The 17,424-nt window shown below is 42.5% G+C and carries 7 protein-coding genes; 1 reads left to right on the top strand and 6 read right to left on the bottom strand.

The features are described 5' to 3' along the window. Window positions 1-193: 193 nt before the first annotated feature. The 4 genes from GBN19_RS12270 to GBN19_RS12255 all read right to left on the bottom strand — a co-directional run bounded on the left by GBN19_RS12270 (window position 194) and on the right by GBN19_RS12255 (window position 16,122). Window positions 194-784 carry a hypothetical protein gene (locus GBN19_RS12270; RefSeq protein ID WP_151710820.1) on the bottom strand — a complete coding sequence of 197 codons (591 nt, stop codon included), beginning with the start codon at window positions 782-784 and terminating at the stop codon, window positions 194-196. Then, window positions 781-1,302: a glycoside hydrolase family protein gene (locus tag GBN19_RS12265; RefSeq protein ID WP_151710821.1), complete on the bottom strand. Its 522-nt coding sequence runs from the start codon at window positions 1,300-1,302 to the stop codon at window positions 781-783. The genes GBN19_RS12270 and GBN19_RS12265 overlap by 4 nt, the downstream gene beginning before the upstream one ends. Next, window positions 1,286-1,567, bottom strand: a complete 282-nt coding sequence (locus tag GBN19_RS12260; protein ID WP_151710822.1) for a holin — start codon at window positions 1,565-1,567, stop codon at window positions 1,286-1,288. Before GBN19_RS12260 ends, GBN19_RS12265 begins: the two co-directional genes overlap by 17 nt. 95 nt (window positions 1,568-1,662) lie before the next feature. Then, on the bottom strand, window positions 1,663-16,122 hold the full coding sequence (locus GBN19_RS12255; RefSeq protein ID WP_151778348.1) for a PLxRFG domain-containing protein: 14,460 nt from the start codon (window positions 16,120-16,122) through the stop codon (window positions 1,663-1,665). Between the two features lie 183 nt (window positions 16,123-16,305). Between GBN19_RS12255 and GBN19_RS12250 the strand changes: the two genes are divergently transcribed. Beyond that, entirely contained in the window at window positions 16,306-16,884 is a 579-nt protein-coding gene (locus GBN19_RS12250) for a DUF4124 domain-containing protein (RefSeq protein WP_171494486.1), read from the top strand. 55 nt (window positions 16,885-16,939) lie between these two features. Here GBN19_RS12250 and GBN19_RS12245 read toward each other — a convergent pair whose 3' ends face one another. Together GBN19_RS12245 and GBN19_RS12240 are read right to left on the bottom strand one after the other, a co-directional pair. After that, the gene (locus GBN19_RS12245; protein WP_151778346.1) at window positions 16,940-17,239 is read right to left on the bottom strand and encodes an XRE family transcriptional regulator; all 300 of its coding nucleotides are present in this window, start codon (window positions 17,237-17,239) and stop codon (window positions 16,940-16,942) included. A 75-nt stretch (window positions 17,240-17,314) separates the two neighbouring features. After that, window positions 17,315-17,424, bottom strand: a 110-nt coding sequence (locus GBN19_RS12240; RefSeq protein WP_171494437.1) for a transposase, incomplete at its 5' end; no start/stop codon positions are given.

Genomic DNA, 17,424 nt, shown 5'->3' with positions numbered 1-17,424 from the left:
TTTAACTACTCTCGGACACAGCCTATGCCTTTTTTCAGGTAATACATACATTTTTGAACTTTCTAATAAATGCTCTAAATGTCTAGGCAAATTACCTGCCGACTCTAAAGGCGTATGCCTCAATATAGAGTGTATTTGCATACACTCATTTTTACAGCAATTTGCATTTTTTTACTTAACTGACTGGCATTACTCACTTAGAGGGCTTTTCTTCACTGGCTACCACATCCCACGATTCTTCTAATCGCTCTGCATCAATCTCGTGTCCATCAGCCGCTTGCGCGATTCGTCCACCTTGGACTGCCAAGTCTTCGAGTACGAGATTGCAGGTTTTGGCGTAGTCCGCAATGGCTTCACTGGAAGTTGTGGACAGACGTTGGTTTGCACGACTGATTTGCTCTGACAGCCCGCGATTAGCCACATCAACACTACGAGCGGCAGCAGCCGCATCTTGTATTTTTTTACTCGCATTTTGTTCTACCTTTAAAAGTTGCTCTGCCCATGTTTTTTCTCGAGTAATTGCATCGATTTTGGCTTTTGTATTGGCTTCTGTTTGATCTGCTTTGTATTTGTCAAAATCAGCTTTGACTTGGTTCACTTTCTCAGTACAAACAGCACCAGCTTTATTCAAATCATTTGCCAAACTGTTGCTCTGCCATGTCTGAAATAGGCTGTATATCAACAGGACGATGATTATCGACCAACGCTTATTCGACAGCACCCAAAGAAAAACTTTGCATAAGAAGTCCCAAATCGCCTTTATGATTAAAAGTGTCGTTGTCATGCGTTGGCTCCTAAACATTTCTGCATACGTGCATGCTGACGATTCCAAACACCAGCACAACCACGGTTTACACGACAATCCACTTTCTTGCCGCCTACACGTGAAAAACGCCATGCCTCCAGTGATTTACAAGCCTGAACGTATTTACCTTGCTTTAAATTGCTCAGCATCTTGGATGATGACCAGGCACCCGTCCCAAACTGATAAGTGAAGTCCATATAAACATCATATTCATCCTGTGAAAGCTTCACGCCTGACAGTGATTTGTTAAAGACTTTCGCATCTTTGGCCATATGTACTTTTAAGTATTCAAGCCCTTGTTTTTGGGTGATTGGCTTATCTGTGATCTTGATTTTTGAGCCATCTGGCTTAACAGTAGATCCAAAACCCTGTGTTACAACTCGACCTGTGTCATAGTACGGCTTTGAGCGCCACCCCTCATATCCAGATGTCCATAAAACTCCGCCTGAACTGACCATTGATGTAAGTAATACGGCGATTTTAGTCTTGTTCGACATCACGCCCTCCTTTCTCTATTTTTTTCATTTCAAGTGCATGTATCTCTTGGGCACGTTGGTCTGCTTTGTACTTGTAATACCAAGTCACAACAGAGCCAAAAACACTCACCAAAAGGCCGCTAATTGCAGCAAAAATACTGATTAATAAACCAATATCTAAGCCACCTAGCCACGTAAACACCCCTGTTGCACCACCTGCTACTGCGGTCTTTGCCGCCATTGCTGTCATGCTTGCTGCGGTATCAATTGCTTGCTGATCTGCCACGGTTTCCCCCGATTTTGGCAATAAAAAAACCCCACGTTTGAACGTAGAGTTTTTAGAAATTGAGGAAATTAAGCGAGGCTTACAGGGGTTGGGTCTTAATTGTCAAAAGCAAAGCGACCTTCATCAAGGATCTCATGATGCTTCTTAGGAATGTAAACACCACTTTCAGCATTATCGATGCGGCGCATACGGTTACGATAACTCTGCATTGCATTTGGCTTGGTGATACGGCGCGATGGGTTCTTTGCATTGAACTGCTCAATTTCACTCCAAACTTCCGACAATGCTTCTTCATCATCATTCATTTTGGCACGTGAGAATTGTGCAAGTAGCTGAGAACGTCTCGCTTGTAAGCGTGTATTCATTTGATAAATAGCGGATTTCCCCTCAGTCGCTGTACGGACATCAGATGGAGAGAAGCCAAGTGCCTGACCAATCACGCCCATGGTACTAACTTCATCCAAAATGCTAATACCTGTCTTATCTTGAGCACCTTCCATTTGATAGCGCATTGACTTTAATGGAGATTTTAAAGCAACTGGCAACATATCTTCCAAACCGCGCCCAAAGTTACCATCGCTAATATTGTTTAATCCTTTTAAAAAGTTTGTGCCAATCCCTGCCACTGGTCCAAGTGCCCCAGCCATTGCAGATTCAGCCCAACGCTGCCCCTCTAAACCCTCCTGAACATCAGGTAAGATCAGACTATTCAAGCCAACACGCCCAGAAATATCCCATTGCGTAGCACGTGATACCCCTTTCGCAATCATATTTGATGCTGTATCACCAAAGAGATCCGCCAGCATGTTACGTAATGCCACCTCAGCATCCCATGGCTCATCATCACTGCCACCAATCATGGATGCTCCAGCCAATAGTATACCGACCAACGGCAAGCCAAGTACGCCAGATGCTAAGGCATGAGTCGTCAATAGACCTGCTAATGTTTTACGTGCCTGTGCTCGATCTTCTGGCTTTTCTGCCTTAATTGCTTGATATGCTTGGCGTGTCAGCAAATAAACCATGTTTTGGCCAAACTGTTTGAACAGGAAAATAACTTTAGCCACATTGCCTTGCATGAGTCGTGGACGGTTACCTGCACTATAGTCAAAATGACTTTGGTAGGTTACATCTGCTGCCTGATCAAATGCTTCGGCATGGCTTGCTCCACTTTCTTTAGCTAAACGATAACCTGCCATAAAGGTAGCAGATCGGTTAAAGCGTTCTGCGTGGTGAAACAAGAAACTTGCCCAACGCATAATCGGACATAGTTTCCACATCACACCGCTATCCTCACCTTGAGCAATACCAGCCAAGTCATGTGCCTGAGTGACATCAATCACCCCTCGGCTTACTGCTTCATTGTATGCTTGTAATTCTTCACCAGTAAGAATCTTAGATAGATCATTCTTGGCTTTGACTGCCTGTTCAGATGCCTTTATTAATGCCTGGCTAGATTTCTGATACCCCCACTTTGCACCCATTACAGGTAAAGTCACTAACGGTGTTTGCAGTAAGTTTACAACTGCCGATGCTGGAGATAAGCCAAGGTAATATAGGAATCCGACACTAGTGAGCGTACTCGAGAGTGGATTTGATTTTGGATTCATCAAATTTTCATGGCGTTTATTCATCTCATTGATGACACGTTGCGCGGTTGGTTGATCATATTCAGGATCTTCCTTGGCTTTATCATCTGCATATTTCTGCATTTCAGATAGCTGCTCATCGAGCAGATCTGAATAACGCAATTTGGCAAGATACCCAGCCCCATGAAAGATGTTCTGAGCAAAGGCACGGCGAGCATCTTGGCTAAAGCCAGCAGTCCCTTTACGATGAATACCATGTTTCGCCCAGGATAAATCTGGCAATGAAGATAGGTAAAGTTGTGCAAGCGTATCTTCTAACTGTGCTTTCTCACTGGCCGAGATCCCAAGATTATCTAACTCATTATAAAGATTAGACATAAAACCACGACCAACCATGTCACGGCTGGCGTTGTAGTCTTTATCCAATACAACTTTATCAACCTTACTGTTTGGATATTTATTGATGAGCTCATTACGTAAAGCTTGAGCCTCTGCCATTGTTTCCGCACGACTAACACTTTCAACCTGATTACTACTGTTTCGTACAATCACCACATATTTACCAAAACGCGCCAATGGGAAATACACACCTTTCAATTTATGAAAAAAGTCTGCATCCATTTGCTGTAATAACTCAGCTTTACGCTCATTGCTCATACTGGCACGTAAAATACGTTCACGAATCGCATCACGAATATGACGATGTTGTTTAGAGTAAGCATCACGTGCATCGGTATAGACCTTCTGAGCTTCAGGTGACAAGCCTTCAAAACGCTGTCTTAAGGCAACATATTTCAGGTAGTTATCACCGTGCTGGTGAGGTTTTGCTGGGTCCATTTGAGCTAAAGTAGAATCATGCATCAATTCTGCCAAGGCTTGTTCATCATCCAATTTAGCCCATTCACGGACTAAGGTATCTGCCTCTGCTCCAGCATCATTTTTATCAGCATCCATTTGTGCGGCCAAATTATTGTACTTGGTCAACTGCGGCAAAATCTTATGATAGATTTCTGTCAATTGACGGCGACCTAATGCCTGTAATCCAATCCCTAACCAGTCTTTAAACGTATATCCCATACGCTGCTGAATGGATTTCACAGACGCATTTTTAATACCTTCGCTGAGCTTATTAAGTGACTCGTTAATATCAAAATTACGGCTGTATAACTTGTCATTTTCAGCATTGGATTTTTCAAAGAAATTGACAATATCATCAGGGCTGAGTACACTTTGACCAGAAGCTTTGCTATCTACTACTCCTCGCAATTGGAGCGAGGGAAGCGTAGAATTTGCAGAATCTTCAATCGAAGCTGAGTCTTTGTGAACCACACCCAACGAAACATCTTTTTGTTTCTGAAGTTGGGATTGTCGTACAAAGTCTTGGCTTTTTTTATTTCTATAGTAAACAAGATTATCTAATCGTTTGTTTAGCCAAGTCTTAAAATTCTCCTTTCCAAAAGCTGTTGCGAGTTCATTAATCGTATATCGTCCCTTATTCTTACTTAAATGAATGGCTGAAATTACTGGATTACCTGCACTATCTTTCATTGACGTTAGAATAATCAAGCCATCCTTTTTGTCAGAATGTAATACTGCTAATGGATCTGTGAACTCATTAGGAAGCTGTTTAATCTGTTCTATAGTCAATTGATGACTGACATCTTTTTTACCATCAACCTGCCCTGTAATTTTGCGTAAAGTCTGTTTATCTAGTTCCAAAGGTAAATTCTGGATATTTAAACCATCACGAATACCATTTAAGGCCAGCAATACAGGTGACATTTTCATCTGTACAGGTTTTGGGTAACTTTGAATAGAATCAGCCAATCGATCAATCTCTTTGGCCACACGTTGCTGTTCAGCCTCAGAAAGCGTAAAAGCATCTGTAAAGACTGGCTTATCTTGCTCACTAAAGCTGATATTTTGTTGATCGGTATGGTTAGCAGATTTGTTAATCATACGCTCAGCCAGTGCCACCATATCATCTTGATTCAAGTTGATATTCATACCAAGACGATCAAAGAGCCAAGCTTTTACATTTGAGATTAAATTACTGATAAATGATTTCAATGCACCTTTCTGAATCGCATTTCTAATCTGCATGTGGCTGGCAAGCGATAGCAGGTAAGGTAGATATTCAAGCTTTTGTGTTGCTGGATCTGACTCACGCTCAGCCAGTCGCTTAGCTTCAGTAAAAACAGGATGGCCACGGCGAACCATCTCATCAAACTGTTTCATCAGGTTTGCATATTGTTTCTGGTTCATCATGTTTTGAAAGCCACCATGACCACCCAATTCATGCAAGAATGTCGGGATGATGCTGTCATCGGTTAAAGCATCTGCGATTAAAGTGACCTTGCCATTCTGATAAAAACCTTCAATCCCTTGTTGATCATAGGTTTCAAGAATTTCCAGCTTTCCTTGACGCTCAAGATCTGAAATTAACTTTTCACCATATTTTTCAACCAGCTTAGCGCGTACCTGTTCTTTGGTTGTCTCTGTGCGTTGGTTGTTCGTAGCACGGCTATAAACCTTTTCTTCCTTTCCGCTACTTTCTTCGGTTGCTTTTTTCTCAACATTTGGCGGAACAAATTCATGTTCTTCATAGACAGGCATACCGTTATTATCGGTAGCCTCCATATACGGTATTGCTGTTTGCCCTTTAGCATCCTCCGCTAAGACGTACCAGCCATCTTGAGCATATTTGTGGCCTGTCACAATGAATAGCTGGCCACCACGATACACCTCGGAATCTACTGGTGTACCTTGTCGCAACCAAACTGGTGCAGGTACAGGGTTCAATTCAAGATCGTTATTTAAATCATTAAGTTGCTTATCAACCTTCACCAACTCGTTAGCTTGGCCAAACGGTTGCTTAATTGCTTCTCTTAGACTTGAAATGGTGCTTTGAATATTGCTTAGAGATTTATTCAGCTTACCTAATTCTTTTGGCAATGATCTTAATGAAGTTTCTAGTCCACGAAGCGTATTTGCACTATGCTCTTGACCAAATGCAGACATGGTATAGGTTGGCTGTGTCTGTAAGCTGCTCCAGAATACACGGATTGGATGACCAGCATATTCACCCACCTTAGTTGACTCTTGCCCCATGCGAATATGCTTATCTACATACGCCTTGATCGCTTCCTCAGCATCTTTGCGAACGGTATATGTTTTACCGTCCACTTTCATCAAGAAATTATCCGCTTGAGATTTTAAAAGATCAGAAGTTTTCTGGATTGCTTGAGCATCTTCCATATCCTGGATAAGCTGATTGACGCGCTCCAACTTACGTCCTTCGGACGTAATGGTTTGCTTCATATCAACCAAGCCTTGCGAGTAAATTCGCTCCTTACGCTGCAAGTTCTCAAGTTTCTTTTTGAGTTTTACGCGCATTAAGATACGCGGATCTCCCGAAGCTTCAGATAGCGACTCCAAGATGTCATTTTGTTCATCTTCAGCAGCTTCACCCTCAATATTACGTGTCATACCGTTAGACTTCATAAACGCATTAATAAAGCGTTGTTTAACGGCTAAAATCTGCCAGCGTTTGCCATCTAAACGGTCAGTGATGTAACGGTATTCTAAAACCGTGTTCCACTGGTTGCCTTGACGTAAACCCCGACCGTTACGCTGCTCAAGATCTCCTGTCATATACGGTGCATCGAGGTGGTGCATAGCACGTAGATTGCGCTGCATGTTGACACCAACACCAAGCGTTTGAGTACTACCAATAACGACTCGAATTTCTGACTTATTCATTTTGTCAGCAATTTCTTTCCGTTTTTCCTTACTGGTACTGCCATCAACAATGGCTATTTTTTCTTTTGGAATACCGCCTTGTACAAGACGTTCAACAATATCCTTAACCGTTGAAAAAGTCTTAACTGTCTCTTTGATGGTTTTACCGTTGGCATCCTTTATACCAGTACTACGCTGAGCTGAGGTGTTATAACCTGTCTCGGTGAAAATCACCTGGTTAGCTTGAGGGTGAGATTTAAAGACCTCAAGCACATTTTTTACAACACGGCTGGCTTTAGAATTTGGGTTATCTTGTGTTTGCCCTTCCATACCGACATTTTTTGCGTCATCAATACGCACATCAAGACTGGCTTTATTGGCACGTCCTTCTACAACAATTGGGGAATGCTCATCACCTTTACGCATCCACTCTTTCTTTTGTTTGCCTGTGGCCATACGCCACTCTTTGGAAAGATCCTGTAGATACGAGAAAAGCTGCTCCTGCTCATTGGTCATTTCAGCCGTATCATTCATGATGCGTTTATATGGTCGGTCAACAGCACCCTCTGTACGACCATTCATTAAGTGAGCACGTTCCTTGTCGGTTAAGGATGGATCATTGATGGTTTTGCCTGTCGAAGTCTTGCGTGGCTGCATTTCTGGCATATCTTCAGCAAAGACGGTATCCATGAATTGCCCGACCAATTTACGCAATTCTGGTACGTTTACAAAACCAGCAAGACGCGTCACCAATTCATAGTCACCTGCGGAAGTTAATTCAACGTCCTCAACTTCTGTTGCAAATGAGTTGAACCAGCCATCCCAATCCGCAATATTGAGCTTCTTCATCTCATCTTCCATCACATAACGCATCTGATGGTAAATCTCAGTGATGGTGTTGGTGATTGGCGTACCTGTGAAAGTATGAATATTATTGCCGTTATTCATACCTCGAATGTATCGGGTTAAAAACTGCAATTGAATAGAGCGTTGTGATGTCCCTTTGTTCAAGCCTTTCATTGCCATACGTGTAACGATAGGCGGTTTCTTAAACTCATGAACCTCATCCACCAGCAACATATCAACGCCGAGGTTTTCAAATAGGATGGCATCGGCTTTGCTGGCTTGCTGTGCCTGTTTCTTAATGCTTTCGATGATTGATTGACGCGCTTTGGCCACTTCTTTTGCAGTAGGTGAACGCAGCTTGTTAATTGCCTCCTCATTGTCAAAATCAAAGTCAGAAACACTTTGGCTATCTTCGCTCATGGCCTCAAAGAACTCTTGCTCTAATGCAGCAATATCCTCTTGAGCGAGTTGCATCAAGGTTTCTTCACTTAGCGAAAGCTTATCAATCATAGAGTGCGGCATGACGACAACATCCCAATCGTCATTGGCAATCTGACGCAAGCGAATCTGACGATTAATCCCTGACATGTCAGCAACATACAGCACACGTGCATTTGGATACATCATGCGAATTTCAGCAGCTACACTGGCACTATTGGCATTGTGTGCAAGGAGTAATGGTTTTTTGGCAATCCCATAACGGCGTGACTCAATTGCGATACCACCCATTGTGAAGGTTTTACCTGTCCCGACCTCATGAGCATTAATCGAGCGTTTATTAACAATCGCTCGCCAAATCGCATTTTGTTGATGCTGACGTAAATTAAATGGACTGTTGCCTAATTCCAGTGCCATGCCTTCCATGGCCATAAACGAACCATCATATTGAGGTGTTGCCCAGGCATTCATTGTCTCGTTATATTCTTGCTCCAAGCGCAGCTTACGCTCAGGATCACCCCACACCCATGCAGCAAAATCAGCCTTAATTTTATTGATCTTTTCGGCAATCTCCTGTGTTGCTGTCATATCAACATAAGTGCCACCCTCTGGATCCTTACGCTTAATGGTAATGATCTGATTACTTAAAGCCGCCTGAACGAGACGATTAAATTTAACGTCCTGAGTACCATAGTTTGAACGTGCCTCTGTACGATTTAACAAGTGCGACTTCAAATTGACATACCAACGGCCAGACTTGAACTCAATCTTGATGTCCGAAGAACTTTCTGTATTAAGCATGTGTGCCACAAAATCGGCGTAATCCTTGGTTGGAATCCAAGTTGCACCTAACTTTGTTTCGATATTGAAGTATGGAATATCTTTCGGAATAACTTTTTGAAGTGCATCAATGTTGCTTTGCATCGATGCGTTACCTTGCTCTAACGCAGACTTAGCCTCACGTAATTTTTGGCGCACATTACCCGACAAATACAGATCTGTCGGCATGATCTCACCGTTAGGCAATTCAAAAATTGCGCCTTTGTCGATTAGGATCTGTTTGGCTTGCTGCTCCGTAACTTTGGCTAGTTCAGCAATCTGTTTCAAATTGGGTTGAATTGCTGTATTACGCGCAATAACGAAGGCATCTGTTACCGTTGGTTTCTTTAGATTGGTTTTACCACGGACAGTACTGCGCTCAAGAATTGTGGCAGGTCTACCATTGGCATCCTCAAGGGCTGCAAGTTCAAAATAAAACACATCATTGATACCCTCAAAGTATCTTAGTCCATATGAATCTCTTAATGCGCCATGCTGTTTGACATAGTTTTTATAGGCTTGATTAGCTCCCTGGCGAAGATCCTCTACATTCGTAGCATTGCTACGCTGTGCATCGATCAGATCAACCAGTTTTTTACGAAGGTCGACCAAGTCATGGATTGACTGTCTGCGCTGTTCAGTCTTTTTCTCATCCTTTAGCTGATATTTTTTTAAATCTTCCGCCTTGACCAACTGATCACCCATGGCATACATGAGCTCACCATCAACCAGCGTCAACGCATTATGGCGCTCACCTGTTTTATTGGCATAGTAAGTTAGATGATCTTCATGATTTCGAGGTAGTAACGCATTATCAGGAGCAAGTACTGCAACCGTTTCCAATCGTTGTAGTAAATTCCCTGGTCTATCGACAATCATCCCGGCACGACCGAAGGTTGTCCCAGCACCAAAGTTTAAGGTTCCTAAAATGTTCTTAGGGTTCTCGGCATAGAATTGATTGACCTCAACAGGTGTTCCAGCAGGGGTTGCCACTTCCTGTGTTCCTATCCAATTCAAATCACTTGGCAAAACAGATAACGGCTCAGCACGTTTGCGTAATACGATGATGTCTGTAACAACCGATGTACCTGCATAGTCCTTAAATGCGCCCGAAGGTAAACGGATTGATGTAATTAATTCAGCTTTACGTGCCAGCTCACGGCGAATCACCTGACCTTTTTTATCCATTGTGGTTGATGACGTAATCGCCATCACAATGCCGCCCTCACGGACTTGATCAATCGCTTTTAAAAAGAAGTAATCGTGTAGGCTTGGGTTGAACTGGTTATAACGCCGATCTGCCATCTTAATGTTGGCAAATGGAACATTGGTGATGACTAAATCATAAAAACTATCAGGCGTTTTTGAATCCCGATAATCTAGTTGCTGAATATTGGAAGATGGGAATAACTGTTTGGCAATTTGACTGGTTGTAATATCCAGCTCAATGCCTGTCACTTGGCTACGCTGTTTAAGCGACTGAGGCATCAAGCTAATAAAATTACCCGTACCCATTGCAGGTTCAAGAACTTTACCGCCATTGAAACCCATCTTTTCAACCATTGACCACATTGCTTGTACAGTATGTGGATCTGTGTAATGGGCATTAGTAATCGAATTTTGTGCAGATTTCCAAGATTTCTCACCTAAATGGCTACGCAGCCAATTACCGCGCTCTTTCCAAACCCCTTCATCCTTATAGACTGGTTTTTCCCAAGAGCCTTGAAACAACTCTTGGCCAAACGATCCCCAGCCAGAATATGCAGCTAATACCGCCTGTTCTTCAGGGGTTGCTTGTCGCCCTTCTGATTGCAAATCTTCAAGCAACTCTAGTGCTTTAACATTCTTATCGAATCGTTTTGCAGGTGTCCCACCAATAATACTGAGAGGATCTGACATGTAAAAATCTTGAGCAGTTGATTTAACCCCTGCGTTAGATTCTAGTTCTCGTCCTCTGGTTCCAGCATCAAGTGTTCCATCTCCGCTTGTTCCCGTGCGTCCGTTGGCGGCATCCCCGATTTCTCGTACATGAACCGTGTTTCCCACATTCTTTCCTGAACCACGAAGGCTAGGTCGTCCAGAATCCCCAGTTTTTCCAGACGCGCTACCATCTGCGGACGTTGTGCTCTCCACGTTTTCAGTATTTCTCGGTGCATTAGCGTGTTGTGCACCAGGCTCTCCTCGTCCGCTTCGCGCTGTTGGCGCTCCTGACGGATCTTGTGAGCCATCTGTAGATCGTTCATTGTCGTTTGACTCTACTTCTTGTTGGGTTGATGATACTTGATTGGATTTGGCTAAGTCTGTGACTAAATTGTCTAAAACTTCCGCTAATTCAAAAGCACTGGTTGATGGTGAAATATAAAGATTGCCGCTATTTTCACGCCCAAAGCCTGATGCTTGCTTATCATCCTGCTTGGTTGTTGCACGGTACATGATCTGAATATTTTGAGGATGGCTACCACCTAAGGCAGAATCGCTAATCGTTGCGTATAAGTTGACACCTGAAATGCTATCACGCATATAAAGCGAGACTGAGCCACTGCCAGCAACGCCACTACGATTAATACTGATTTTTTCGGGTTTACCTCTCTTGCCCTTATGCAGCTCATAACCATTTTGTTCTAATTGATTTTGAACAACCTCAAGATATTGTTTGGAGTCTTTTAAGAAAGCATCTTTAATCCCTCCAATTAGACCCTCATCGCTATATGTACCTTTGTACTGCTTACTCTCAGCCCAACCGTTAATATGGGGAACACCCCAATCCTGATTTAAAATGCGGTCAGCAGAGGATTTAGGCTGGGCTTTTTTGGTTACGACTGGCTGAGTCGGCGATCTCGCACTAGATTCGCTAAGTGCTTGTCCTTGTCTTGCTGTGCTGTTTTCTCCAGCATTTGAGTCATTAACTCTCTCGCCTGTAAAGAGGTTTTGTTGCTGCTTGCTTTTTTCTTGGTTGGAGAGTTTTTCATTTACGCCTCGGATTAGTTCTTGCCCTGTAAGTTCAGGTTCACCAAAAATATTTTCACCAGCTTTGGTTTCTGTCGCTAAATTAACATAGTATTTCAATGCACTCGCAACAGAATCTCGACCACTGGCACGGTTGTAGTTTTCACCACGGAAAAACAGGTGGATAAAATCCTGTGTTACTGGATCAATCTCGCCCTCAAAAATATCACCCTGCTCGATCACTTCCGAAATATGTGTACCAGTCGCACGTGCATGACGTACCAGTTGCACAGCCTCAACCAAGTTGGCTGTGACATCTATACGGCGCGAAATCGTGCCATTTTCAGATTGTTCACGCATCAATGCCCAATCCCCTGAGACATCGAGCAAAGCATTACCAATCGCTTTAATATCGCTATCGGTATTTTCTAAAATTTCATGCAGTAGGCTTTCATCACTGTAGGCTTTATACAACAAAGCACCTTGAATACGGCGCACCCCATTTTGTGATAATGAGCCATCATCCAGGATCATATTGCCAGCTTCAGTATGGCCAATCACTTGAGACATGAATTGGCGAACAAAACCTAAATTCTTTGAAAGCGTTAAATCACCACCCTGATATTGACTCAAAATCACATCGTTTAGTTTTGCTGCATCGGTTTGGGCTTGCTCTGTTGCGCTCAAATTCAATGTATTGGACGTATTTGCTTCTTTGGTAAAGTCCATACGATCTTGCATCGACATAGGTGTCATACGCTCACGAACCAATACAGGATGCTTCATGCCTGTGATGTCATGACCTTCGGATTTTAACCAGTTACGATAATGCTCTGCCTTGCCTTGAGCATACGCTTGGGCAATTGCCAATGTGCGACCGTTACCGCTTTCAACAATATTGTCGCTTGATACAATTGGTGCACCATGAGATGCACTTGGGCTTTTCCCTAACAGGTTGGGTTTTAAATCATTGGCAATTGAATTGATCTGATGCAGTGATGCCAGGCGTGTGCGGTCACGCGGTTGTAATTCTTGAGGGTAAGCCTTGTTGACCGTGCCTGTTGATGTATTAGATGCAATCAGATCCGATGCTTCAACAACTTTTGGGCGTACCTGTAAATCTCGCCCTGCGGCTGTTGTGACAGTTTCGGTCTTATCATCAAACTCTGCTGAAGGTTTTGTGGTATCACCCTCTTTAAGCCACTGTTTAAAACCATTCATGGTCATTGCACGAATGTGGCCAACCTTCCAGCCTTTATCGAAATTCGCCTGATATGCCTTGGTTGCCGTGTCCTGATCATTAAAACCAAGCATGACTTTATGCTCATCAAACTTTCCAGTTTTCTGATCAATCTGGTCTACGACATAAACATGCTGTGATTCAAGATCAGGGCCAATATAGCTATCAACATGATCACCATCTGCCCCCATGGTCTTTTTAATATAGCCATAGTGGTCAGTCATGGTGTGCCGCCATTCTGTACCGTCTGGACGTTGCCCTGTACGATCAGATCCACGAGGGTTCTCAATCGAAATGTCTAGGCCATGAAATTGGACATGTCCTTTCTTGTAATTCCCAGCTTCTTTTTGCGCCTGTGTTGGCTCAGGCAAATTGTTCTCAGGACTGGTTGCTGCCGTATGTGCTGAAACTTCTAAATCCTTGGCAGCGGATGCAGCTAGATTTGCTTTCAATTCATTAATTTGCTTACTAATCTCAGTTTTCTGAATGACATTTCTTTCATTAGAAAGCTGATTTTCTAATGCTGTTATTTGATCTTGAGGATCATGTACTTCCTGACCAGCAACTTGATCAGTAGATTGGTGAGCATTATCCAAAACTGCTGGGCTTTCACTTGCTGCTTGAGTTCCTGTATTGCCATTTTGTGGATTGTCTTGCGCGGTTTTTGAGGCATTATTATTTGTTCCTTCTAAGAAATTATTAAAATCAATCAGCGAACTTGGATATTCACGCTGTTCAATACGGCCTGTTTTTGCGCTGGTGAGTTTTACAATTGCCTTATCACCTGAAGCATTAGGTTCAACCTGAACATCGCTAAATGAAGGGGAGTTTTTGTAGTAGAGAAGATCTGTTGCAGGTCCTTTGCCTGTTAAAGATGATTTAGATTCTTCTAAGGTAGATTTATCGCCCTGGTATTGTTGAACGGCCTGTTTCGCAACATCTTGGGCATAGCCAACCGAACCAACGGCCTGATTGCTGTAGAAGGTAGGTTTTGCTGAGGTCGGAGTAGCAGATTCATTTTGTTTAGGTGTAATTTCAAAGCGTGATTTATCTGCTTGAGTAATTTGATAATCATCACCTAGTTTTTTCTTATCAATGAATGCCTGGGCTTTTTCTTGACTGCCAAACCATTTGTTTTGACCATCTGCACCTAAGATCGGTTGTACAGTTTTAGTCTGAGCCGTTGCTGCTCCATTTGTTTCAGTTTGTCCAGCCATTGCTTTCGCTGTATGGGTGTCATTTTGTTGAGGACGTGATTTGCTTGCATTGTCAGCTTGTGCATTTCCTTGCTGTAATGCTGCATTTTCAAAGCCTGTTCCAAAGGATTGTCCATTATTCTGTTCCATTAATTGACGATAATCGCTTGGCACTGCATCACTAAGCGGTGCGATGCTTTGACCTTGCGTTTGCTGCTCTTGTGCAAGACCTGTTTGTAATACTGACGAAGCGCCTGAATCTACTGCTAAAGCTGCCGCCGATGACATTGGGCCATGATTTGGATCAATTCCCATTTGCTCAGACAACTTTTTTTGATTAATTAGAGGTTGTTGAACATTACTAAATGGACTTAAAGGAGTGTAATCAATAAGTGGATCTGGGATGCTGTGACCATATAAATCATTAAATTCCACTTGTGATTGCAAATCTTTGGTTTTTCTAGAATCGAAATCAATCGAATTATCATAAATTTGGGGTGTGGTAGTATCTAATGACCAATTTTCATGTGCTGGTGTTTGACTGTAATCAATTCCATTATTTATATTTTTTTGAAATTCATTTAGATCAGTTTGACTAAGATTAGTCTGTGGTTGCGTGTAATCAACTCCATTTTCATAGCTGAGTGTATCAGGTGGCAGCTTGCCTTTATCGATTACTGGTACAGGTGGAATACCTGTAAGATCATAAAGTTTACTTTCATCAATGATTGGAGATGAATTATCAGATTGCTCTAAAAATGGAGATTGGGTATTACTTGACTGTTCATTAGAAGGTAAGTTTGGTTGCTGTGTTTCTACGGCTGCCTCAGTATTTCCATGACCTGAACGGCGTAATGCTCCACCAGCTCCAGCTAGACCACCACCTAATGCACCCAATGCAGCAGAATCGACATAATCTGTGACAGCTTCATTATTTCCTAAATCTTGTTGTGCTCCCCAGCGCTCAATTCCTGTTTGAATGCCTTCAGTTGCACCTTCTTTTAACATTCCCATCGGAATAGTTTTTGCAGCACGTTTTAAAATATTGGATGAATTAGAGCCTCCATGTAATACACCCTTTAACATGCTCATATCGGTTAGAGTATCAACGCCTGCTGCAGCTAATCCGGCACCTGCAACACGAGCTAAATCACCACCATCAAGTGTACGACCATCTTTCTCAGCTTGCTCTAATGCTTCTGGATAAATTGAACCTGCTTCTTGTACAAAATTACTTGCACCTAAAGCAGTCCCTGCACCATATTTCACACCTTTATTAATTGCTTGTTTTGCTGCTTCCTGTGCTGCAAGACTACCAGCTTCATGCTCTACAGCATTTGCCAATCCTTTTTGTACAATTTTCTTACCAACAAACCCACCAATACCGCCAGTTGCCAGTGCTTGCAGAGCTTGCCCACCAACATAACCCGTACCATAACCAGCCCAATCACCTAGACTAGCGTCACCATTTAATACTTTTGTAAATGAGTCACTATCTTTTGAAATATCTTGAATTTTTTGGGACTGATTCTTATAAATATTCATCCCATAGTTTTTGACTGCATCACTTCCTATTGCATCACCAGCCAAGCCAATTACGCCACCAATCGTTTGTGGCACTTGGCGCATAGCTGTTTCAAAACCACGGCTGAGATTACCTTGCTCTTCTGATTTTTCGTTTTTTTCTTGTGGAATATCAAATTTTAATTTTCCACTTAAAATATCATCAATCTGACCCATGACACACTCCTATTTAGTATGTCATGTATGATTCTGATTTTTGTCTTTAAGGTCACGCCTTAGAGGGGTTGAAACAATAAACCCTACATATTATTCTAATATCACTTCTTACAATATATAGAAAAGATAAATATTCCAATGAATAAGTCTATACTTTCAAAAATTTTCTGCTTAACAATGGCAATGCAATCATCCTATATTTTTGCTCAAGATTTTTACAAATGGGTAGATAAAAATGGCACAACCAACTATACAAAAACACCCCCACCCAAAGGAGCAAGAAGTGTAGGTAGTGTAAATACCTATGTTTCAAAACAAGACCCTGTAGTCCCTAACCACAACTATGGTTATGGTAGAACTAATACCTACAATCAAAATTATGAACAACCAAGCAATTCTTATCGAACCCAATCAAAACAACCACAAAGATCTGCTGAAAGTGAAGCATTACGCCAAAAAATTATCAAAGAAGCCAGCACACCCCTACCTGGTTCACGGAATGGTCAATTAACCGCCAGCCAGCGCAGAACATTAGCTGCCATGAATGGTGTAAATGTATCTAGTGGTGATAGTTACTCAAACTCAAATAGCTCTTACTCTGCACCTATGACACAACGTCAACCCTCTTCAATCACAAATTGCGATAGTGCAGGATGTTGGGGATCAGATGGTACTCGTTATAACCGTGGTGCTGGTGATACCTATTTCCCATCTACTGGTGGTGTATGTCAGGGCGTTGGTGGGCAAATGCAGTGTAATTAAAGATTATCAAATATCTAAGCCGACAAGAAGTCAGCTTAGATATAGTCATAAGTTTTTAGCTTGTTAATTTAATACGAGATCCGTCTGGCAACGTAGCGCTAATTTCAAGATTAGCCCCAAGTACGTGCAAATATTGACGCAGAGTTGAAAGTTGAATATCTGCACGTTTTTCTAGTTCAGCAACAGTTGGCTGTTTGATGTGCATGGCACCTGCCACTTGTGCTTGTGTAAAACCAAGTTGTTTACGCAACTTAGCCAAACGCAGTGCGGTGACCATTTCTGCGACTTTAGCTTCAACGCTAGCTTGATCTGCTGTGGAAAGGGTATTCATCAATTCGCTGATGGGTTTAGCCATTTTTCAACTCCTCAAGATATTGCTGATAACTTTTTTCTGCTATTGGGATCATACGATCTTGACATCCTCCCCGACCTAAAGGACGGGGATTCCCCCTGCGAGACGCTCATGTCCGAGCGCGAGAATATTCAGTGCTGAGTTTATGTCTCGATCATGGAGCGTACCGCACTCCATGCACTGCCATT

The organism is Acinetobacter brisouii, assembly GCF_008993995.1.
In the GTDB taxonomy this organism is placed as follows: domain Bacteria; phylum Pseudomonadota; class Gammaproteobacteria; order Pseudomonadales; family Moraxellaceae; genus Acinetobacter; species Acinetobacter brisouii_A.
Note: the sequence above shows the minus strand (reverse complement) of the source record. Positions and strands in the feature narration are given on the sequence as shown.

Bases quoted from the DNA above. Each gene is read 5' to 3' on its own strand.
- GBN19_RS12270 (WP_151710820.1), bottom strand. From the start codon at position 784: ATGACAACGACACTTTTAATCATAAAGGCGATTTGGGACTTCTTATGC.
- GBN19_RS12265 (WP_151710821.1), bottom strand. From the start codon at position 1,302: ATGTCGAACAAGACTAAAATCGCCGTATTACTTACATCAATGGTCAGT.
- GBN19_RS12255 (WP_151778348.1), bottom strand. From the start codon at position 16,122: ATGGGTCAGATTGATGATATTTTAAGTGGAAAATTAAAATTTGATATT.
- GBN19_RS12250 (WP_171494486.1), top strand. From the start codon at position 16,306: ATGCAATCATCCTATATTTTTGCTCAAGATTTTTACAAATGGGTAGAT.
- GBN19_RS12245 (WP_151778346.1), bottom strand. From the start codon at position 17,239: ATGGCTAAACCCATCAGCGAATTGATGAATACCCTTTCCACAGCAGAT.